Genomic DNA, 14,699 nt, shown 5'->3' on the forward strand with positions numbered 1-14,699 from the left:
CAATTATTTGTTAGCGCTGACTGGCTCAGGTTTTGGCTCAGTCTTTCCTTGAACAAATTGCTTGCCAACATCAACAAGTGCGATGTCTTTAAAGAATTCACGACCTAATAAAACAGGGAAGTCCATCTTAGTTCGGTCGGCAAGGGTAAATTGGGCTTTCTCGTGTAAGCTGCCAAGTGTGATCCATGCTTCAATCACTGGACGACGAACCGCGTCTTCTGAGGTTGATTGACGAATACGAACCCAACGAACAATAGGCGCTTCAATTGTTTCAGGCGTTGCCTTATCGTTTTGCGCTTTTTCTTCTGGGGTATCCATCGCAGAATCATGACTTAGATTAAAGCGCACCCATTCTTTGCCATCACGCTCAAAGGTTTGAACGTCAACTGCATTAAGAGAAGATGTTGTTGCACCAGTATCAACACGAGCTTTAAAGAAAGATTTTACTGAATCAATCCAAACCCACTCTTCTTGACCTAGGATCGCTTTACCATTCGCTTGCGTTGGATTTGCTTCAATCTTAGGCTCGACTGGTACACGAACAATTTGTTTTTCAACAATGACTTTAGGTTTTACTAAGCTTTTTTGCTTAATAAATTTTAGATCTTTAGAAATAGACGCCAATTTATTTTCTAGCTCAGCAATGTATTGCTGCTGTGAATCCATGCGCGTAGAAACAGTATCAAATTTGGTGTTGATGTTCTGTTCTACGTTATTGATCGCCGCCATTGTTTCTTGATGATCTTGTGGCTGCGTGGTTGAACACCCTGTCAGTATTGCTAATGTTAATAATGGTACGCTGAAGCGAAGCATCATATCTCCTATGTGCATCTATTTTCTAATGTCTACCGTAGTTTACCTTACAAAAAGGGATGCGAACAGCATCCCAGTGTCAGTTACTAGTCAGGATTACGAGCCACTAAAACCGCACGTTTCGGTGCTGGATATCCTTCGATAGTTTTTGACGGATTTTCTGGATCTAAATATTCCGGAAGGGAATTATTTGTCATCCAATCTGTTGATCTTTGCTCATCAGTTGTCGTGGTATTCTCGTCAACAATACGAACATCAACAAAGCCACATTTTTCCATCCACACCTTTAATGCTTTTGCTGATGGGAAGAAATAAACGTTGTGCATTTGAGCGTAACGGTGAGTCGGAACTAACACCGCATTTTCATCACCATCGATCACTAATGTTTCAAGAATAACCTCACCACCTTTACGTAGTTGGTTTTTCAATTGAATAATGTGATCTAGCGGTGAACGGCGGTGGTACAGCACACCCATACTAAATACGGTATCAAACGCTTTTAGTTCAGGTAGTTGCTCAATACCTAATGGTAGTAAAAATGCACGGTCATCATTACCCATTAGACGCTTAATCGCTTCAAATTGGATTAAGAATAGGTTTGATGGATCAATACCCACTGTTAGTTTTGCACCTTCGCCTAACATGCGCCACATGTGGTAACCGTTACCACAGCCAACATCAAGCACAGTACGGCCTTTTAATGGGCTAATGTGAGGCAATACGCGATCCCATTTCCAATCTGAGCGCCATTCCGTATCAATATGAATGTCGTGCATCTTGTATGGACCTTTACGCCATGGGTGAAGCAAACGTAATAGACTTTCTAAACGTTTCTTCTCACCGTCAGCGATAGGTACTTCATTGCGCACGCTCACTTCATTTTTTAAATCAATGATGTCTGGCTTATCGGTTGGAAATTTCTGCAGGGCGCGCATCCAACGCCCCATATCACCATGCTCACTTTCTTCCCAATCACTTAATTGTTTAGGAAGTGTATTCAGCCATGGACGTAACGTATCGTGTTGTGCAATAAGCTGATAAAAATCAGAAAAACTAAACATATGGAACAAAAAACCTTATTTAATCGCGAACATTGAGCCGAAGTTGAAGCATTGGAACCATACTTCTGAGCTAGAGAAACCAATCTGATTGAAACGCGCTTTATGGGTTTCAATACTATCTGGACGCATCACGTTTTCAATCGCGCTACGTTTTTGACTGATTTCCAGTTCGCTGTAACCATTCGCTCGTTTAAAATCGTGGTGAAGATCGATCAATAATTCATTCGCACGTTCATCATCGAAAATGTATTTCTCAGAGAGAATTAAAATGCCGCCAGGGCGCAAGCCTTGATAGATTTTCTCTAATAATGCTTGGCGATCTTGTGGGGCAAGAAATTGCAGGGTGAAGTTTAAAACCACCACCGAGGCATCAACAATGTCGACCTCTCGAATATCAGCTTCAATGACTTGTACTGGTGTATCAGAGCGATATGCGTCAACTAATAAGCGACAACGTTCAACCATAGCAGCTGAGTTATCAATTGCTAATATTTCACATCCTTCTTGTTGGATATGACGACGCATAGACAGTGTGGCTGCACCTAAAGAGCAACCAAGATCGAAGATTTTAGAATGAGGCTTGGCAAAGCGCTCAGCTAACATACCAATGGCTGAAATGATATTGCTGTAACCCGGAACCGAGCGTTGGATCATATCAGGGAAAACTTCAGCTACACGTTCATCAAACGTGAAATCACCCAGTTTTTCAATTGGCGCAGCAAAAATATTGTCGTGGCCTGCCATTTCTCACGAACCTCATAATATATAAAGAACAGGGATCCTTTGTGTGTATTGAGCATCAAACCTTGTTGATACTCAGGCGATCCATCACCTTTGAAAGGTCGCGTATTGTAGAGAAAATAGCAGCATTTGTCTTTAGTGTTTTCTGATTAGTTGCTTTATAAGAAATCTCTGCTAGTTAATCCGAAAATAAAAGGAAGTGACTTGGGTATATACGATCACAGTAACGATATTTGTGGCGTAACCATTTCCGTATTTGTTGGCATTGCCAGTTCAGGCAGAGGGCTCAAGCTCGGCTGTGTTTTTGCAATATGTTCACGTAACACGCCATATAACCGACGAGCAGATTCAGGTGCAGCATTATTATCTGGAGTATGAATAAATAAATACGGTGTTTTACCTTCCGCTATCCACAGCGGTAAACGTTGTAGCCAGTTTTTGAAAAAAGGATCGTTACAAGCATCATCTGGATGACCAATAAAACGGATCACCGGATTATTAGCGGTAGCAATGGCGTGAACAGGTACACGAGGTTTCTTCTTTTGCGCATCAATAACTGCGTCAGTGTTTGGTGTGGCTGAAAACACTGGGCGACTATCCATGATGATTCTATTACTGCCTTTTTCTAATAGCATTCTATTGAGTGCTTTTTCTTCATCACCTTTAGCGAAAAATGCCGGATGACGCACTTCAACCCCTGTGGTGACGTGTTTAGGGAATTGATCGAGAAAAGCATCAAGTAGTGGCAGATCGTTAGGTGCAAAACGGGCAGGAAGTTGGATCATCCAGCAACCCGTTTTTTCCTCAACGGGCGACATGGTATTAAGAAAATCCACCAAGCTTTGATTACTGTGACGAAGTTGCTGCTGATGGGTGATGGTTTGGGGAATTTTAAAGGTAAAGCGGAACGATTCTGGGGTGGCATCGTTCCAGTTTTTTACCGTTGTCATACTTGGGATGGCATAGAAGGTGGTATTACCTTCCACAGTATGAAAAACCTCGGCGTAACGTAATAGGCGGTCGCTATTTTTCCAGCCTTTGCCATACAAACTTTGTAGCCAATGATTATGTGACCATTGTGATAAGCCAAGATAAAGCGGCAGTGGTGGATGCATAGGTAAAGACATAGTGTTCGTTAAGGTTAATAAAACAGCAGTAAGACGTTAATGTAAGGTAATTTAGCAGGAAAACAGTGAAATTACTGCGCAAATAGACTAAAGAAATAGGGAAATAAACAGTCATGATCAATTGGTGAGGAATTACGTGGTGATGACTTCGCTTATTGAGGCTGTTTGGGTATAATGCCTCGTTATTTTTATCTCTCGGCCTTCTTGCTATCCAATTTAGACGATAAATTAGACAGCAAGCGGTCGGGATTGAATTAGCCGACGTTTAGCGTAATCGACCCTAAACGCGGGAATGTAAAGTATATAGATTGGGAATTTCTTATGCGCACCCATTATTGTGGACACCTGAACAAGTCCCTTGCAGGACAAACAGTCGAGTTATGCGGCTGGGTAAACCGTCGTCGTGATTTAGGCGGCCTTATCTTTATTGATATGCGTGATCGCGAAGGTGTGGTTCAGGTTGTTATTGATCCTGATATGACTGAGATCTTCACACTAGCAAACCAATTACGTAACGAGTTTTGTATTCGTCTAACGGGTGAAGTGCGTGAGCGTCCTGAAAGCCAATGTAATAAAGACATGGCAACGGGTGAAGTTGAACTTTATGCAACTGGCCTTGAAATCATCAACCGTTCAGACGTATTACCTTTAGACTTCAACCAAAAGAACTCTGAAGAGCAACGTCTAAAGTACCGTTACCTAGATCTTCGTCGTCCAGAAATGAGCGATCGCATCAAGCTACGTGCTAAAGCATCAAGCTTTGTTCGTCGTTTCCTAGATGACAATGCATTCCTTGATATCGAAACACCAGTACTAACAAAAGCGACACCAGAAGGTGCACGTGACTACCTAGTACCAAGCCGTGTTCACAAAGGTAACTTCTACGCACTACCACAATCACCACAGCTATTTAAGCAGCTGCTAATGATGTCTGGTTTTGACCGTTACTACCAAATCGTTAAGTGTTTCCGTGACGAAGATTTACGTGCTGACCGTCAGCCTGAATTTACTCAGATCGATATCGAAACGTCTTTCATGACAGCTGAAGAAGTTCGTGCTGTGACTGAAAAGATGATCACTGAAATGTGGAAAGAGATCCTAAATGTTGATCTTGGCACATTCCCAATCATGTCTTTCGAAGAAGCCGCTCGTCGTTTTGGCTCTGATAAGCCAGATCTACGTAACCCACTTGAGTTAGTAGACGTTGCTGATATCCTAAAAGATGTAGATTTCAAAGTATTCTCAGGCCCTGCAAACGACGAAAAAGGTCGCGTAGCGGTTATCCGTGTACCAGGTGGCGCAGAGCTAAGCCGTAAGCAAATCGACGAATACACTAAGTTCGTGGGTATCTACGGTGCGAAAGGCCTAGCATGGATGAAAGTGAACGATCGCGCTGCAGGCTTTGAAGGTGTTCAATCTCCTGTTGCTAAGTTCCTTAACGAAGAAGTGGTTGCTAACCTTCTTGAGCGTACTCAAGCAGAATCTGGTGATATCATCCTATTCGGTGCAGACAGCAAGCGTGTTGTAACAGAAGCAATGGGCGCACTTCGTCTGAAACTAGGTGAAGATCTAGGTCTAACAGACAAGTCAGCATGGAAACCACTTTGGGTTGTTGATTTCCCAATGTTCGAAGAGAACGAAGATGGTTCACTATCTGCAATGCACCACCCATTCACTTCACCACTTAACCTAACACCAGAAGAGCTAGCGGCTAACCCTGCAGCTGCGCTATCAAATGCGTACGATATGGTAATTAACGGCTACGAAGTGGGCGGTGGTTCTGTACGTATCCACAACTCTGAAATGCAATCAACTGTGTTCGATATCCTAGGTATTGATGCAGACGAGCAACGCTTGAAGTTTGGCTTCCTACTAGATGCGCTTAAGTTCGGTACACCACCACACGCAGGTCTTGCGTTCGGTCTTGACCGTCTTGTAATGCTACTTTGTGGTACAGACAACATCCGTGATGTTATCGCGTTCCCTAAAACAACAGCAGCAGCATGTCTACTAACTGACGCGCCAAGCCTAGCAAACCCAGCAGCACTAGAAGAACTATCTATTGCGGTTAAGATTGCTAAGAAAGAAGAAGAAGCAAAAGACGCAGAATAATCTGATTCATTTGCGTTAATAAAAGCCGACGATTTATTTGCCTCTTTCATTTGAAAAGCATCTAAAGTGTCGGCTTTTTTGTTGTCTGCATTTAGATTGTTTAGCTTATTGCTCATTTGGTAAAAGTGTTTTGTTCGCTTTAACTACTTATTTAGTTTATGTTTTCATATAAGTAACACGTATCAACACTTTCCAACTGGAGATAATATGGCTGGACACAGTAAATTTGCCAATATTAAACATCGTAAAGCTGCTCAAGATGCCAAACGCGGTAAAATTTTTACGAAGTTAATTCGTGAGATTACCGTAGCCGCCAAAGAAGGTGGTGGTGAAGTTGATAACAATCCACGTCTGCGTGCTGCTATTGATAAAGCGCTTTCTAACAACATGACCCGTGACACCATTAACCGTGCAGTGACCCGTGGTGCTGGTGGTGAAGGTGATGAAGGCGTAGAAACGGTTATCTATGAAGGTTATGGCCCTGCTGGTACGGCAGTAATGGTTGAGTGTTTAACGGATAACCGTAATCGTACAGTTTCAGGTGTGCGCCATGCATTCTCTAAAGCTGGCGGTAATCTAGGTACGGATGGTAGTGTTAGTTACCTTTTCGATAAGAAAGGGGTCATTTCATACGCGGCTGGTTTAGATGAAGATGCCGTAATGGAAGTGGCACTAGAATCTGGGGCTGATGATATTGAAACCAACGATGATGGTTCAATTGATGTTTACACTACACCGTCTGATTTCGGTAGCGTGAAAGATGCGTTAGATGCGGCAGGTTTTACAGCAGAAAATGCAGAAGTAACCTTAGTGCCATCAACGAAAGCAGAATTAGATGCAACTACGGCACCGAAACTACTGCGCCTGATTGATGCACTAGAAGATCTCGATGACGTTCAAGAAGTTTACCATAACGGTGACATGTCAGATGAAGTAGCAGCAATACTTGAATAATTGCTCGCTATGGTTGTATTAAATGTCGATTATTTTAGGAATTGACCCCGGCTCTCGTATTACCGGTTACGGGGTTATTCGTCAGGTTGGACGAAAATTAGAATATTTAGGTAGTGGTTGTATTCGTACTTCGGAGCCTGATATTCCCGGACGATTAAAGCAAATCTATGCGGGGGTGTCTGAAGTGATCACCCAATTCCAGCCTGATTGCTTTGCCATTGAAGAAGTCTTCATGGGCAAAAATGCCAGCTCAGCAATTAAGTTAGGGCAGGCTCGTGGCAGTGCCATTGTGGCGGCGGTCAATGCCGATTTACCTGTTAGTGAATATGCCGCACGTTTGATCAAACAAGCGGTGGTAGGCACAGGTGGTGCCGATAAAGCCCAAGTGCAGCACATGGTGTGTTCAGTACTTAAACTGGCTGGAAAACCGCAAGCCGATGCTGCCGATGCGTTAGCCGTTGCGATTTGTCATGCCCATACCCATAAAACATTGGTGGCAATGGCCGGTAAAGCTACAGGTGCACGCCGTGGTCGTTATCGATAAATGATATATTGGAAAAATAAAAAGCAGCCTTGAGCTGCTTTTTTTCGGCCTGAATTTTAGTGAAGCAAAACAATAAAGCGAAATCAGCTTGGCTCTCTAGTGATAAAGTGCTGGATATCCATCCAGCTCTTTACTATTCTAGTGCCAGTTTAAATTCAATATAGAGATAATGTTTTGATTGGTCGACTACGCGGAATAGTAATTGAAAAACAGCCACCAGAAGTTTTACTGGAAGTGGGCGGTATTGGTTATGAAGTACAAATGCCGATGAGCTGTTTTTATGAGTTACCAGAGATCGGCCAAGAAGCCATTATTTTTACTCACTTTGTTGTTCGTGAAGATGCACAATTGCTATATGGCTTTAATAAGAAAAGCGAACGTGAGCTTTTCCGTGAAGTGATCAAAGCCAATGGTGTTGGGCCTAAATTGGGCTTAGCGATTTTATCTGCGATGACAGCAAGCCAGTTTGTACGTAGTGTTGAGCTAGAAGATGTAACGACACTGGTGAAAATTCCGGGTGTCGGTAAGAAAACTGCTGAACGTCTGGTAGTTGAAATGAAAGATCGCTTAAAAGGGTGGGGTGAAGGTGATCTGTTTACGCCTGCGCTTGATACCGCAGCATCTAACGCACCAATCCAAAACCCAGCAAATCAAGCACGTGCTGAAGATGAAGCTGTAAGCGCATTAATTGCATTGGGTTACAAGCCACAAATTGCCGCTAAAGTCGTATCACAAGTGACACAGCCAGAAATGAGCAGTGAAGCGATTATCCGTGATGCACTTCGTTCAATGGTATAAACCAAGTATTGAGTAGACAGTAAACTATGATTGAAGCGGATCGACTGGTTTCGGGCAACTTCGAAACAACACGTGAAGATGACATTATTGATCGCGCGATTCGTCCAAAACTGTTGGATGATTATCAAGGTCAGGATCATGTGCGTGATCAAATGGAAATCTTTATCAAAGCAGCTAAATTGCGTGATGAAGCGTTAGATCACTTATTGATTTTTGGCCCTCCTGGTTTAGGTAAAACCACATTAGCTAATATTGTGGCAAACGAAATGGGAGTAAGTATCCGTACTACTTCAGGTCCAGTACTTGAAAAAGCAGGGGACTTAGCGGCACTTCTGACCAATCTTGAAGAAAACGACGTCTTATTCATTGATGAGATCCACCGTTTAAGCCCACAAGTAGAAGAAGTACTGTATCCTGCAATGGAAGACTACCAATTAGATATCATGATTGGTGAAGGTCCTGCTGCACGCTCGATCAAAATCGATTTACCGCCTTTTACTTTAATTGGCGCAACCACACGTGCTGGCTCATTGACTTCTCCGTTGCGTGATCGCTTTGGTATTACTCAGCGTTTGGAATACTACAAAGTTGAAGATCTTAAAGACATTGTGAGTCGTAGCGCTAACTGTTTAGGCTTATCAATGGAAGAAGCGGGAGCATTAGAAGTTGCCATGCGTGCCCGTGGTACACCACGAATTGCGAACCGTTTATTACGTCGTGTGCGAGATTACGCTGAAGTAAAAGGTAATGGTCATATTTGCCCTGATATCGCCAATAAAGCGTTAGATATGCTGGATGTCGATAGCAGCGGCTTTGATTATATGGACCGTAAGTTACTGTTAGCGATTATTGAAAAGTTCATGGGTGGCCCTGTAGGTTTAGATAACCTAGCTGCAGCCATTGGTGAAGAGAAAGACACCATTGAAGATGTGTTAGAGCCTTATTTAATACAGCAAGGTTATTTACAACGTACTCCAAGAGGACGTATTGCAACCCATCGCGCCTATTTACATTTTGGGCTCGATTTACCTGAAAACAGTAAATAAATAATACTTGAGTAAAAAGCGAGGTTATATACCTCGCTTTTTTATAAGTAAATATTTATGTGTTTATGTAAGTCAATTGTTGTTAATTATGCTTTTTAGGTTTTATTTTGGATAATAATATTATGACCAAATAATCTCTGATGATTATTTAAGTTATCGTTATTGTTTTTATGAGCATCAAAATGATGAATATAGTTTTCACTTTTAAATAACTGAGCAAAGCTTGCTTGGTATGACATAATAATTCTATTCATTATGTTATTCATAACTATATCCTCACCAATAATAAAATAATGGCATTAACAGGTTGATCTTACATAAGAAATAAATCGTCCTAACAGACTATGAAATGATTTTAATACGCATGGAGAATAGTAAAAGTGATTTATCGTATAGGTTGTTATTATATTTTCTAATACATGAAAAGGATGTGTTAGGGGCTAATAGAGGAAGTTGGTCAATAATGAACTTATTTTTTATAAGCTTAGCGTTTAAACTTCATATGTCATGTCGTTATATGTCTCGTTTGAGTGTAATGAAATGAGAATAGAATATGTCGTACTATGACAGTATGAATATAATTGTTATTATTGAAATTCTTCCGAAATCTTTAAATTTCCCGCCAATCTCTTTCTATATTTGATCTAAATCAAATATACCCTCGTACTGGCTATCAAGCGCCGTTTTTATTGATATTTGTCAAAGCAAAACTTGTAATAAATTCTTTGAAGATTAGATCTAATATCTGTAATATTAGCTCCGACTAAATTAGCTATAGAATAACGTTAAATTAAATTTATTTAAACAATATTGCAACATAATATGGACGCTTGCTAATTATTAACAAGCGATCAGGAAGGTCGGCAAGATTGCGATGTCTTTTCTATATAAAAGCTAAACCCAATAAATCGGTACGTATGTAGTACTGTCGCCAGTCAGCTGGTGAATAAAGGAGTTATCAATGTTAACTGATGTCGTCGAACTATCGCGGTTACAGTTCGCTTTAACAGCGATGTATCACTTTTTGTTCGTTCCATTGACTCTAGGTATGGCTTTCCTACTAGCCATTATGGAGTCTGTTTATGTAATGACTGGAAAGCAAATCTACAAGGACATGACAAAGTTCTGGGGTAAGCTTTTCGCCATTAACTTTGCTCTTGGTGTGGCTACTGGCCTATCTATGGAGTTCCAGTTTGGTACAAACTGGGCGTACTACTCTCACTATGTTGGTGATATCTTCGGTGCACCTCTTGCAATCGAAGCACTAATGGCTTTCTTCCTAGAATCAACGTTAGTCGGCATGTTCTTCTTTGGTTGGGATCGCCTATCTAAGCGTCAGCACCTTACTGTCACTTGGCTAGTTGCTCTTGGCTCAAACTTTTCCGCACTATGGATTCTGGTTGCAAACGGCTGGATGCAAAACCCAGTTGGCGCAGATTTCAACTTTGAAACAATGCGTATGGAAATGGTGAGCTTTGCAGACGTAGTACTTAACCCTGTAGCACAGGTGAAATTCGTTCACACTGTAGCTTCTGGTTATGTATGTGGTGCAATGTTCATTCTAGGTGTTAGTGCATACTACATGCTGAAAGGCCGTGATATCGCGTTTGCACGTCGTTCATTTGCAATCGCTGCAGCGTTCGGTATGGCATCTATCGTTTCTGTAATGATCCTTGGTGATGAGTCAGGTTACGAGCTAGGCGACGTTCAGAAAACAAAACTAGCAGCAATTGAAGCGGAATGGCACACAGAGCCAGCGCCAGCAGCATTTACTGCCTTTGGTTTCCCTAATCAAGAAACCATGGAAACAGATTACGCAATTAAGATCCCTTACCTAATGGGTATCATTGCAACACGTTCTCTTGATACGCAAGTAACAGGTATCCGTGATCTTAAGAAAGAGCACGAAGTACGTATTCGTAACGGTATGGTTGCATACGGCCTACTAGAGAAACTACGTGCTGGTGACAAGACACCTGAAAACATTGCAGCATTTGATGAAGTGAAGAAAGATCTAGGTTACGGCCTACTTCTTAAGCCTTACACTGACAAAGTTGTTGATGCGACAGACGAGCAAATTCAAAAAGCAGTTGATGACTCAATCCCTACAGTATGGCCGCTATTCTTTAGCTTCCGTATTATGGTGGGTGCAGGCTTCCTAATGTTTGCAATCATTGGTGCTGCATTTATCCAGTCTTGCCGTCATAAGATCACAGGTAACAAGCTAGTACTTAAAGCTGCACTATACGGTATTCCACTACCTTGGATTGCGATTGAAGCAGGTTGGTTCGTTGCAGAATACGGTCGTCAACCATGGGCAGTAGGTGAGATCCTTCCAGTACACATGGCAGCATCTAACCTAGAACCGTCTCAACTATGGTTCTCACTAGCAGCGATTCTAGCGCTATACACGGCGTTCCTAGTGGCTGAAGTTTACCTGATGGTTAAGTTCGCTCGTCTTGGTCCAAGTAGCTTGAAAACAGGTCGCTACCATTTCGAACAAAATGACACAAAACAAGATGTGGTTTCACGTCAAGTTGAAGCGTAAGCAGGGAGAAACAAATAATGTTTGATTATGAAAGCTTGCGACTAATTTGGTGGTTATTAATCGGTGTGTTATGTATCGGTTTTGCTATCACTGATGGTTTCGATATGGGTGTAGGTATCCTTTCTCATATCATTGGTAAAACAGATAGCGAACGCCGAGTGATGATCAACTCGATCGCACCTCACTGGGATGGTAACCAAGTATGGTTAATCACCGCTGGTGGTGCATTGTTTGCAGCATGGCCACTTGTTTACGCAACAGTATTCTCTGGCTTCTACGTTGCAATGATCCTGACGCTAGCTGCACTTTGGCTACGTCCATTAGGTTTCGATTACCGCTCTAAACTGACTGATCCAAAATGGCGTAGCCTTTGGGATAAAGCCATCTTCGTAGGTAGCTTTGTACCACCAGTGATCTTCGGTGTTGCGTTCGGTAACCTAATGCAAGGTGTTCCATTTGAGCTAAACGAGTTCATGATCCCAACTTATAAGGGTTCATTCTTCGGTCTACTAAACCCATTTGCCCTACTATGTGGTGTTGTTAGCTTACTGATGATCGTGACGCAAGGTGCAACATTCCTGCAAATGAAAACAACAGATGCAATCCATGCACGTTCACGTAACGTAGCTGCAGCTTCTGCAATTATCATGGCAGTTGTATTTGTTATTGCTGGTATCGTATCTCAAAGCATCAACGGTTATGTGATCACATCTGAAATCGTGAAAAACGCGCCTTCAGATCCAACAACTAAAGAAGTAATGCGTCAGACAGGTGCACTATTCATTAACTACGCTAACTACCCAGCACTATGGATTGCGCCAATCCTAGCTGTAGTAATGCCGTTACTGACTGCACTGTGTTCACGCGCTAACCGCGCAGGTTTTGCGTTCTTATTCTCAAGCCTAACTATGGTTGGCGTGGTATTAACGTTTGGTTTTGCAACATTCCCATTCATTATGCCTTCAAGCCTAGATCCAAACATCAGCTTGACGATTTGGGATGCAACATCATCTGAGTTAACACTGAAACTGATGACAGTAGTTGCCTTTATTATGGTTCCTGTGATCTTGGCTTACACCGCTTGGTGTTACTACAAAATGTTTGGTCGTCTTGATACTAAATATATCGAAGACAACAGCACTTCACTGTACTAAGGAGTAGAACAACATGTGGTATTTTGCTTGGATTCTAGGCATTCTTCTGGCTTGTTCTTTCGGTATTATCAATGCCCTATGGCTTGAAACGACTGAAGATATGGATAAAGACAGTGAGTAATATAGAGCGTGCGATAAAAACAGTGCATGCACCGTTGATGAAGCTTCCACTGAAACTACTAGCGATTGCAATGGCAGTGACTGTTGCTGGGTTGGTAATGTGGGAACCGCATCAATTCGCTGAAGCTATTGGCGGATTTAATCCGGTGATTGCACCATTGATGATTTGGGCAACCTGTAGTGCCATGGTATTTGGCATGAGTTTTGTTCCTCATCGTTGGTATTGGCAGTTATTTTTCTCGCCAATTATCGCACTACCTATATTGATCTATATTCTAGGTTTGTACTTCTTGTAATAAAGCGTATAAACCCAAGAACAAAAAACGGCTTGCTACCTTGTAGCGAGCCGTTTTTTTATAACAAAAGTATGAAACTTCGGCACCATTAACAGAACTGAAGATTACTGAGCATGGTATGTGAACAGAAATGTGATTTGATTGTCAGAATGAGCACGAGAGGGCTAATTTTCGGTAAAATAGCCGACGAAGGGCATCCGTCAGTAACAACCTCACATTAACTTGATGTATAGTAGCGACAGAATTTTTTTGCTTATCTGAATGATAGGTGGGCTGTGATGGTAATAAAATGAAACAACTTGATGTTTTTAAGTGGCCGGTAACCATTTACTATGAAGACACAGATGTTGGTGGGCTCGTTTACCATGCCAATTATTTGAAGTTTTTTGAGCGTGCTCGAACCGAATTTTTGAGAACAATTGGGCTACATCAGCAGCAATTATTTTCACAAAATATCAGCTTTGTTGTTCGTAATGTGAACATCGATTTCCTACGAGGTGCAAAGCTAGATGATCAATTGATGGTACATACCGTATTACAAAACCCGAAAGGGGCATCCATCGAATTTCATCAAGAATTAGTAAATAGTAGTAATGAAGTGTTGTGTAAGGCATTGGTGAAGGTTGCATGTATTGATCCTACCAAAATGAAGCCAAGGGCACTTCCAGAACAGTTAAAGCCGGAGATAAATTAAGTGAACTCAGAACTGACGATTTTAGACCTTTTTATGCAAGCCAGTTTGCTTGTGAAAATGGTAATGCTTATTTTGCTTGGTATGTCGATTGCATCATGGGCAATGATCATTAAGCGTTCACAAGTCTTGTCTGAAGCAAGCCGTAAAGCAGCACAGTTTGAGGATCGTTTTTGGTCTGGTGTTGATTTATCTCAGCTATATAAAGAAGTACAAGCGCGTAAAGATGAGCTAACAGGCTCAGAGCAAATTTTCTATTCAGGTTTTAAAGAATTTGCGCGTCTACACCGTAGTAATGACAAAGTGCCAGAAGCTGTAATGGAAGGTACAGGTCGTGCAATGCGCGTATCACTGTCTAAAGAAGTGGATGAGCTAGAAACAAGCCTGCCATTTTTAGCAACAGTAGGTTCAATCAGCCCATACATCGGTCTGTTTGGTACGGTATGGGGTATCATGACAGCGTTCATCGCGCTAGGTGCGGTTAAGCAAGCAACATTAGCAATGGTTGCTCCGGGTATTGCAGAAGCGCTAGTTGCAACAGCAATGGGTCTGTTTGCCGCGATTCCTGCAGTTATGTTCTACAACCGTCTAACTAACAAAGTAGCGAAACTAGAGCACACTTACGCAACATTCATGGAAGAGTTTTCAAGCATTTTACACCGTCAAGCATTTGCCGCTAACCAGGAGCAATAAG

Annotated in this window: 15 protein-coding genes; 11 read left to right on the forward strand and 4 right to left on the reverse strand. The window is 41.9% G+C overall.

The genetic code is table 11. The features are described from left to right. Window positions 1-3: 3 nt before the first annotated feature. The 4 genes from Q7657_RS14085 to Q7657_RS14100 form a co-directional block, all read right to left on the reverse strand. Entirely contained in the window at window positions 4-813 is an 810-nt protein-coding gene (locus Q7657_RS14085) for an ATP-dependent zinc protease family protein (RefSeq protein WP_053988412.1), read from the reverse strand. Between the two features lie 86 nt (window positions 814-899). Then, a complete protein-coding gene (gene cmoB, locus Q7657_RS14090) occupies window positions 900-1,874 on the reverse strand; it encodes a tRNA 5-methoxyuridine(34)/uridine 5-oxyacetic acid(34) synthase CmoB (RefSeq protein ID WP_008986604.1) in 975 nt (324 codons plus the stop codon). A 15-nt stretch (window positions 1,875-1,889) separates the two neighbouring features. Next, window positions 1,890-2,618 carry a carboxy-S-adenosyl-L-methionine synthase CmoA gene (gene cmoA / locus Q7657_RS14095; protein WP_008986605.1) on the reverse strand — a complete coding sequence of 243 codons (729 nt, stop codon included), beginning with the start codon at window positions 2,616-2,618 and terminating at the stop codon, window positions 1,890-1,892. A 215-nt stretch (window positions 2,619-2,833) separates the two neighbouring features. Next, entirely contained in the window at window positions 2,834-3,742 is a 909-nt protein-coding gene (locus Q7657_RS14100; protein ID WP_107164983.1) for a DUF72 domain-containing protein, read from the reverse strand. A 321-nt stretch (window positions 3,743-4,063) separates the two neighbouring features. Between Q7657_RS14100 and aspS the strand changes: the two genes are divergently transcribed. The 11 genes from aspS (at window position 4,064) to tolQ (ending at window position 14,698) form a co-directional block, all read left to right on the forward strand. Continuing rightward, a complete protein-coding gene (gene aspS / locus Q7657_RS14105) occupies window positions 4,064-5,854 on the forward strand; it encodes an aspartate--tRNA ligase (RefSeq protein ID WP_498827397.1) in 1,791 nt (596 codons plus the stop codon). Window positions 5,855-6,061: 207 nt separating this feature from the next. After that, the gene (locus tag Q7657_RS14110; RefSeq protein ID WP_107164985.1) at window positions 6,062-6,808 is read left to right on the forward strand and encodes a YebC/PmpR family DNA-binding transcriptional regulator; all 747 of its coding nucleotides are present in this window, start codon (window positions 6,062-6,064) and stop codon (window positions 6,806-6,808) included. A gap of 22 nt (window positions 6,809-6,830) precedes the next feature. Beyond that, entirely contained in the window at window positions 6,831-7,352 is a 522-nt protein-coding gene (ruvC, locus tag Q7657_RS14115; RefSeq protein WP_008986609.1) for a crossover junction endodeoxyribonuclease RuvC, read from the forward strand. A 174-nt stretch (window positions 7,353-7,526) separates the two neighbouring features. Beyond that, entirely contained in the window at window positions 7,527-8,150 is a 624-nt protein-coding gene (ruvA, locus tag Q7657_RS14120) for a Holliday junction branch migration protein RuvA (RefSeq protein ID WP_053988408.1), read from the forward strand. A 26-nt stretch (window positions 8,151-8,176) separates the two neighbouring features. Continuing rightward, window positions 8,177-9,196 (forward strand): Holliday junction branch migration DNA helicase RuvB, encoded by a 1,020-nt coding sequence (gene ruvB / locus Q7657_RS14125; protein WP_107164986.1) that lies wholly within the window; start codon window positions 8,177-8,179, stop codon window positions 9,194-9,196. A gap of 961 nt (window positions 9,197-10,157) precedes the next feature. Continuing rightward, the gene (gene cydA, locus Q7657_RS14130) at window positions 10,158-11,744 is read left to right on the forward strand and encodes a cytochrome ubiquinol oxidase subunit I (protein ID WP_053988406.1); all 1,587 of its coding nucleotides are present in this window, start codon (window positions 10,158-10,160) and stop codon (window positions 11,742-11,744) included. A gap of 17 nt (window positions 11,745-11,761) precedes the next feature. Then, the gene (gene cydB, locus Q7657_RS14135; RefSeq protein ID WP_107164987.1) at window positions 11,762-12,898 is read left to right on the forward strand and encodes a cytochrome d ubiquinol oxidase subunit II; all 1,137 of its coding nucleotides are present in this window, start codon (window positions 11,762-11,764) and stop codon (window positions 12,896-12,898) included. A 13-nt stretch (window positions 12,899-12,911) separates the two neighbouring features. After that, window positions 12,912-13,019 (forward strand): cytochrome bd-I oxidase subunit CydX, encoded by a 108-nt coding sequence (cydX, locus tag Q7657_RS14140; protein WP_042116804.1) that lies wholly within the window; start codon window positions 12,912-12,914, stop codon window positions 13,017-13,019. After that, window positions 13,012-13,314, forward strand: coding sequence for a cyd operon protein YbgE (gene ybgE, locus Q7657_RS14145; RefSeq protein ID WP_053988404.1), 303 nt, complete (start codon window positions 13,012-13,014; stop codon window positions 13,312-13,314). Before cydX ends, ybgE begins: the two co-directional genes overlap by 8 nt. Before the next feature lie 289 nt (window positions 13,315-13,603). After that, window positions 13,604-14,008, forward strand: coding sequence for a tol-pal system-associated acyl-CoA thioesterase (ybgC, locus tag Q7657_RS14150; protein ID WP_107164988.1), 405 nt, complete (start codon window positions 13,604-13,606; stop codon window positions 14,006-14,008). Next, window positions 14,009-14,698, forward strand: coding sequence for a protein TolQ (gene tolQ, locus Q7657_RS14155; protein ID WP_053988402.1), 690 nt, complete (start codon window positions 14,009-14,011; stop codon window positions 14,696-14,698). Window position 14,699: the final 1 nt, after the last annotated feature.

Origin of the sequence: Candidatus Photobacterium acropomis (genome assembly GCF_030685555.1) — a bacterium.
GTDB classification, from domain to species: Bacteria; Pseudomonadota; Gammaproteobacteria; order Enterobacterales; family Vibrionaceae; genus Photobacterium; species Photobacterium lucens.

Excerpts from the sequence above, each read along its gene's own strand:
- Q7657_RS14085 (WP_053988412.1), bottom strand. The coding sequence starts at position 813 with ATGCTTCGCTTCAGCGTACCATTATTAACATTAGCAATACTGACAGGG.
- cmoB (WP_008986604.1), bottom strand. The coding sequence starts at position 1,874 with ATGTTTAGTTTTTCTGATTTTTATCAGCTTATTGCACAACACGATACG.
- cmoA (WP_008986605.1), bottom strand. The coding sequence starts at position 2,618 with ATGGCAGGCCACGACAATATTTTTGCTGCGCCAATTGAAAAACTGGGT.
- Q7657_RS14100 (WP_107164983.1), bottom strand. The coding sequence starts at position 3,742 with ATGTCTTTACCTATGCATCCACCACTGCCGCTTTATCTTGGCTTATCA.
- aspS (WP_498827397.1), top strand. The coding sequence starts at position 4,064 with ATGCGCACCCATTATTGTGGACACCTGAACAAGTCCCTTGCAGGACAA.
- Q7657_RS14110 (WP_107164985.1), top strand. The coding sequence starts at position 6,062 with ATGGCTGGACACAGTAAATTTGCCAATATTAAACATCGTAAAGCTGCT.
- ruvC (WP_008986609.1), top strand. The coding sequence starts at position 6,831 with ATGTCGATTATTTTAGGAATTGACCCCGGCTCTCGTATTACCGGTTAC.
- ruvB (WP_107164986.1), top strand. The coding sequence starts at position 8,177 with ATGATTGAAGCGGATCGACTGGTTTCGGGCAACTTCGAAACAACACGT.
- cydA (WP_053988406.1), top strand. The coding sequence starts at position 10,158 with ATGTTAACTGATGTCGTCGAACTATCGCGGTTACAGTTCGCTTTAACA.
- cydB (WP_107164987.1), top strand. The coding sequence starts at position 11,762 with ATGTTTGATTATGAAAGCTTGCGACTAATTTGGTGGTTATTAATCGGT.
- cydX (WP_042116804.1), top strand. The coding sequence starts at position 12,912 with ATGTGGTATTTTGCTTGGATTCTAGGCATTCTTCTGGCTTGTTCTTTC.
- ybgC (WP_107164988.1), top strand. The coding sequence starts at position 13,604 with ATGAAACAACTTGATGTTTTTAAGTGGCCGGTAACCATTTACTATGAA.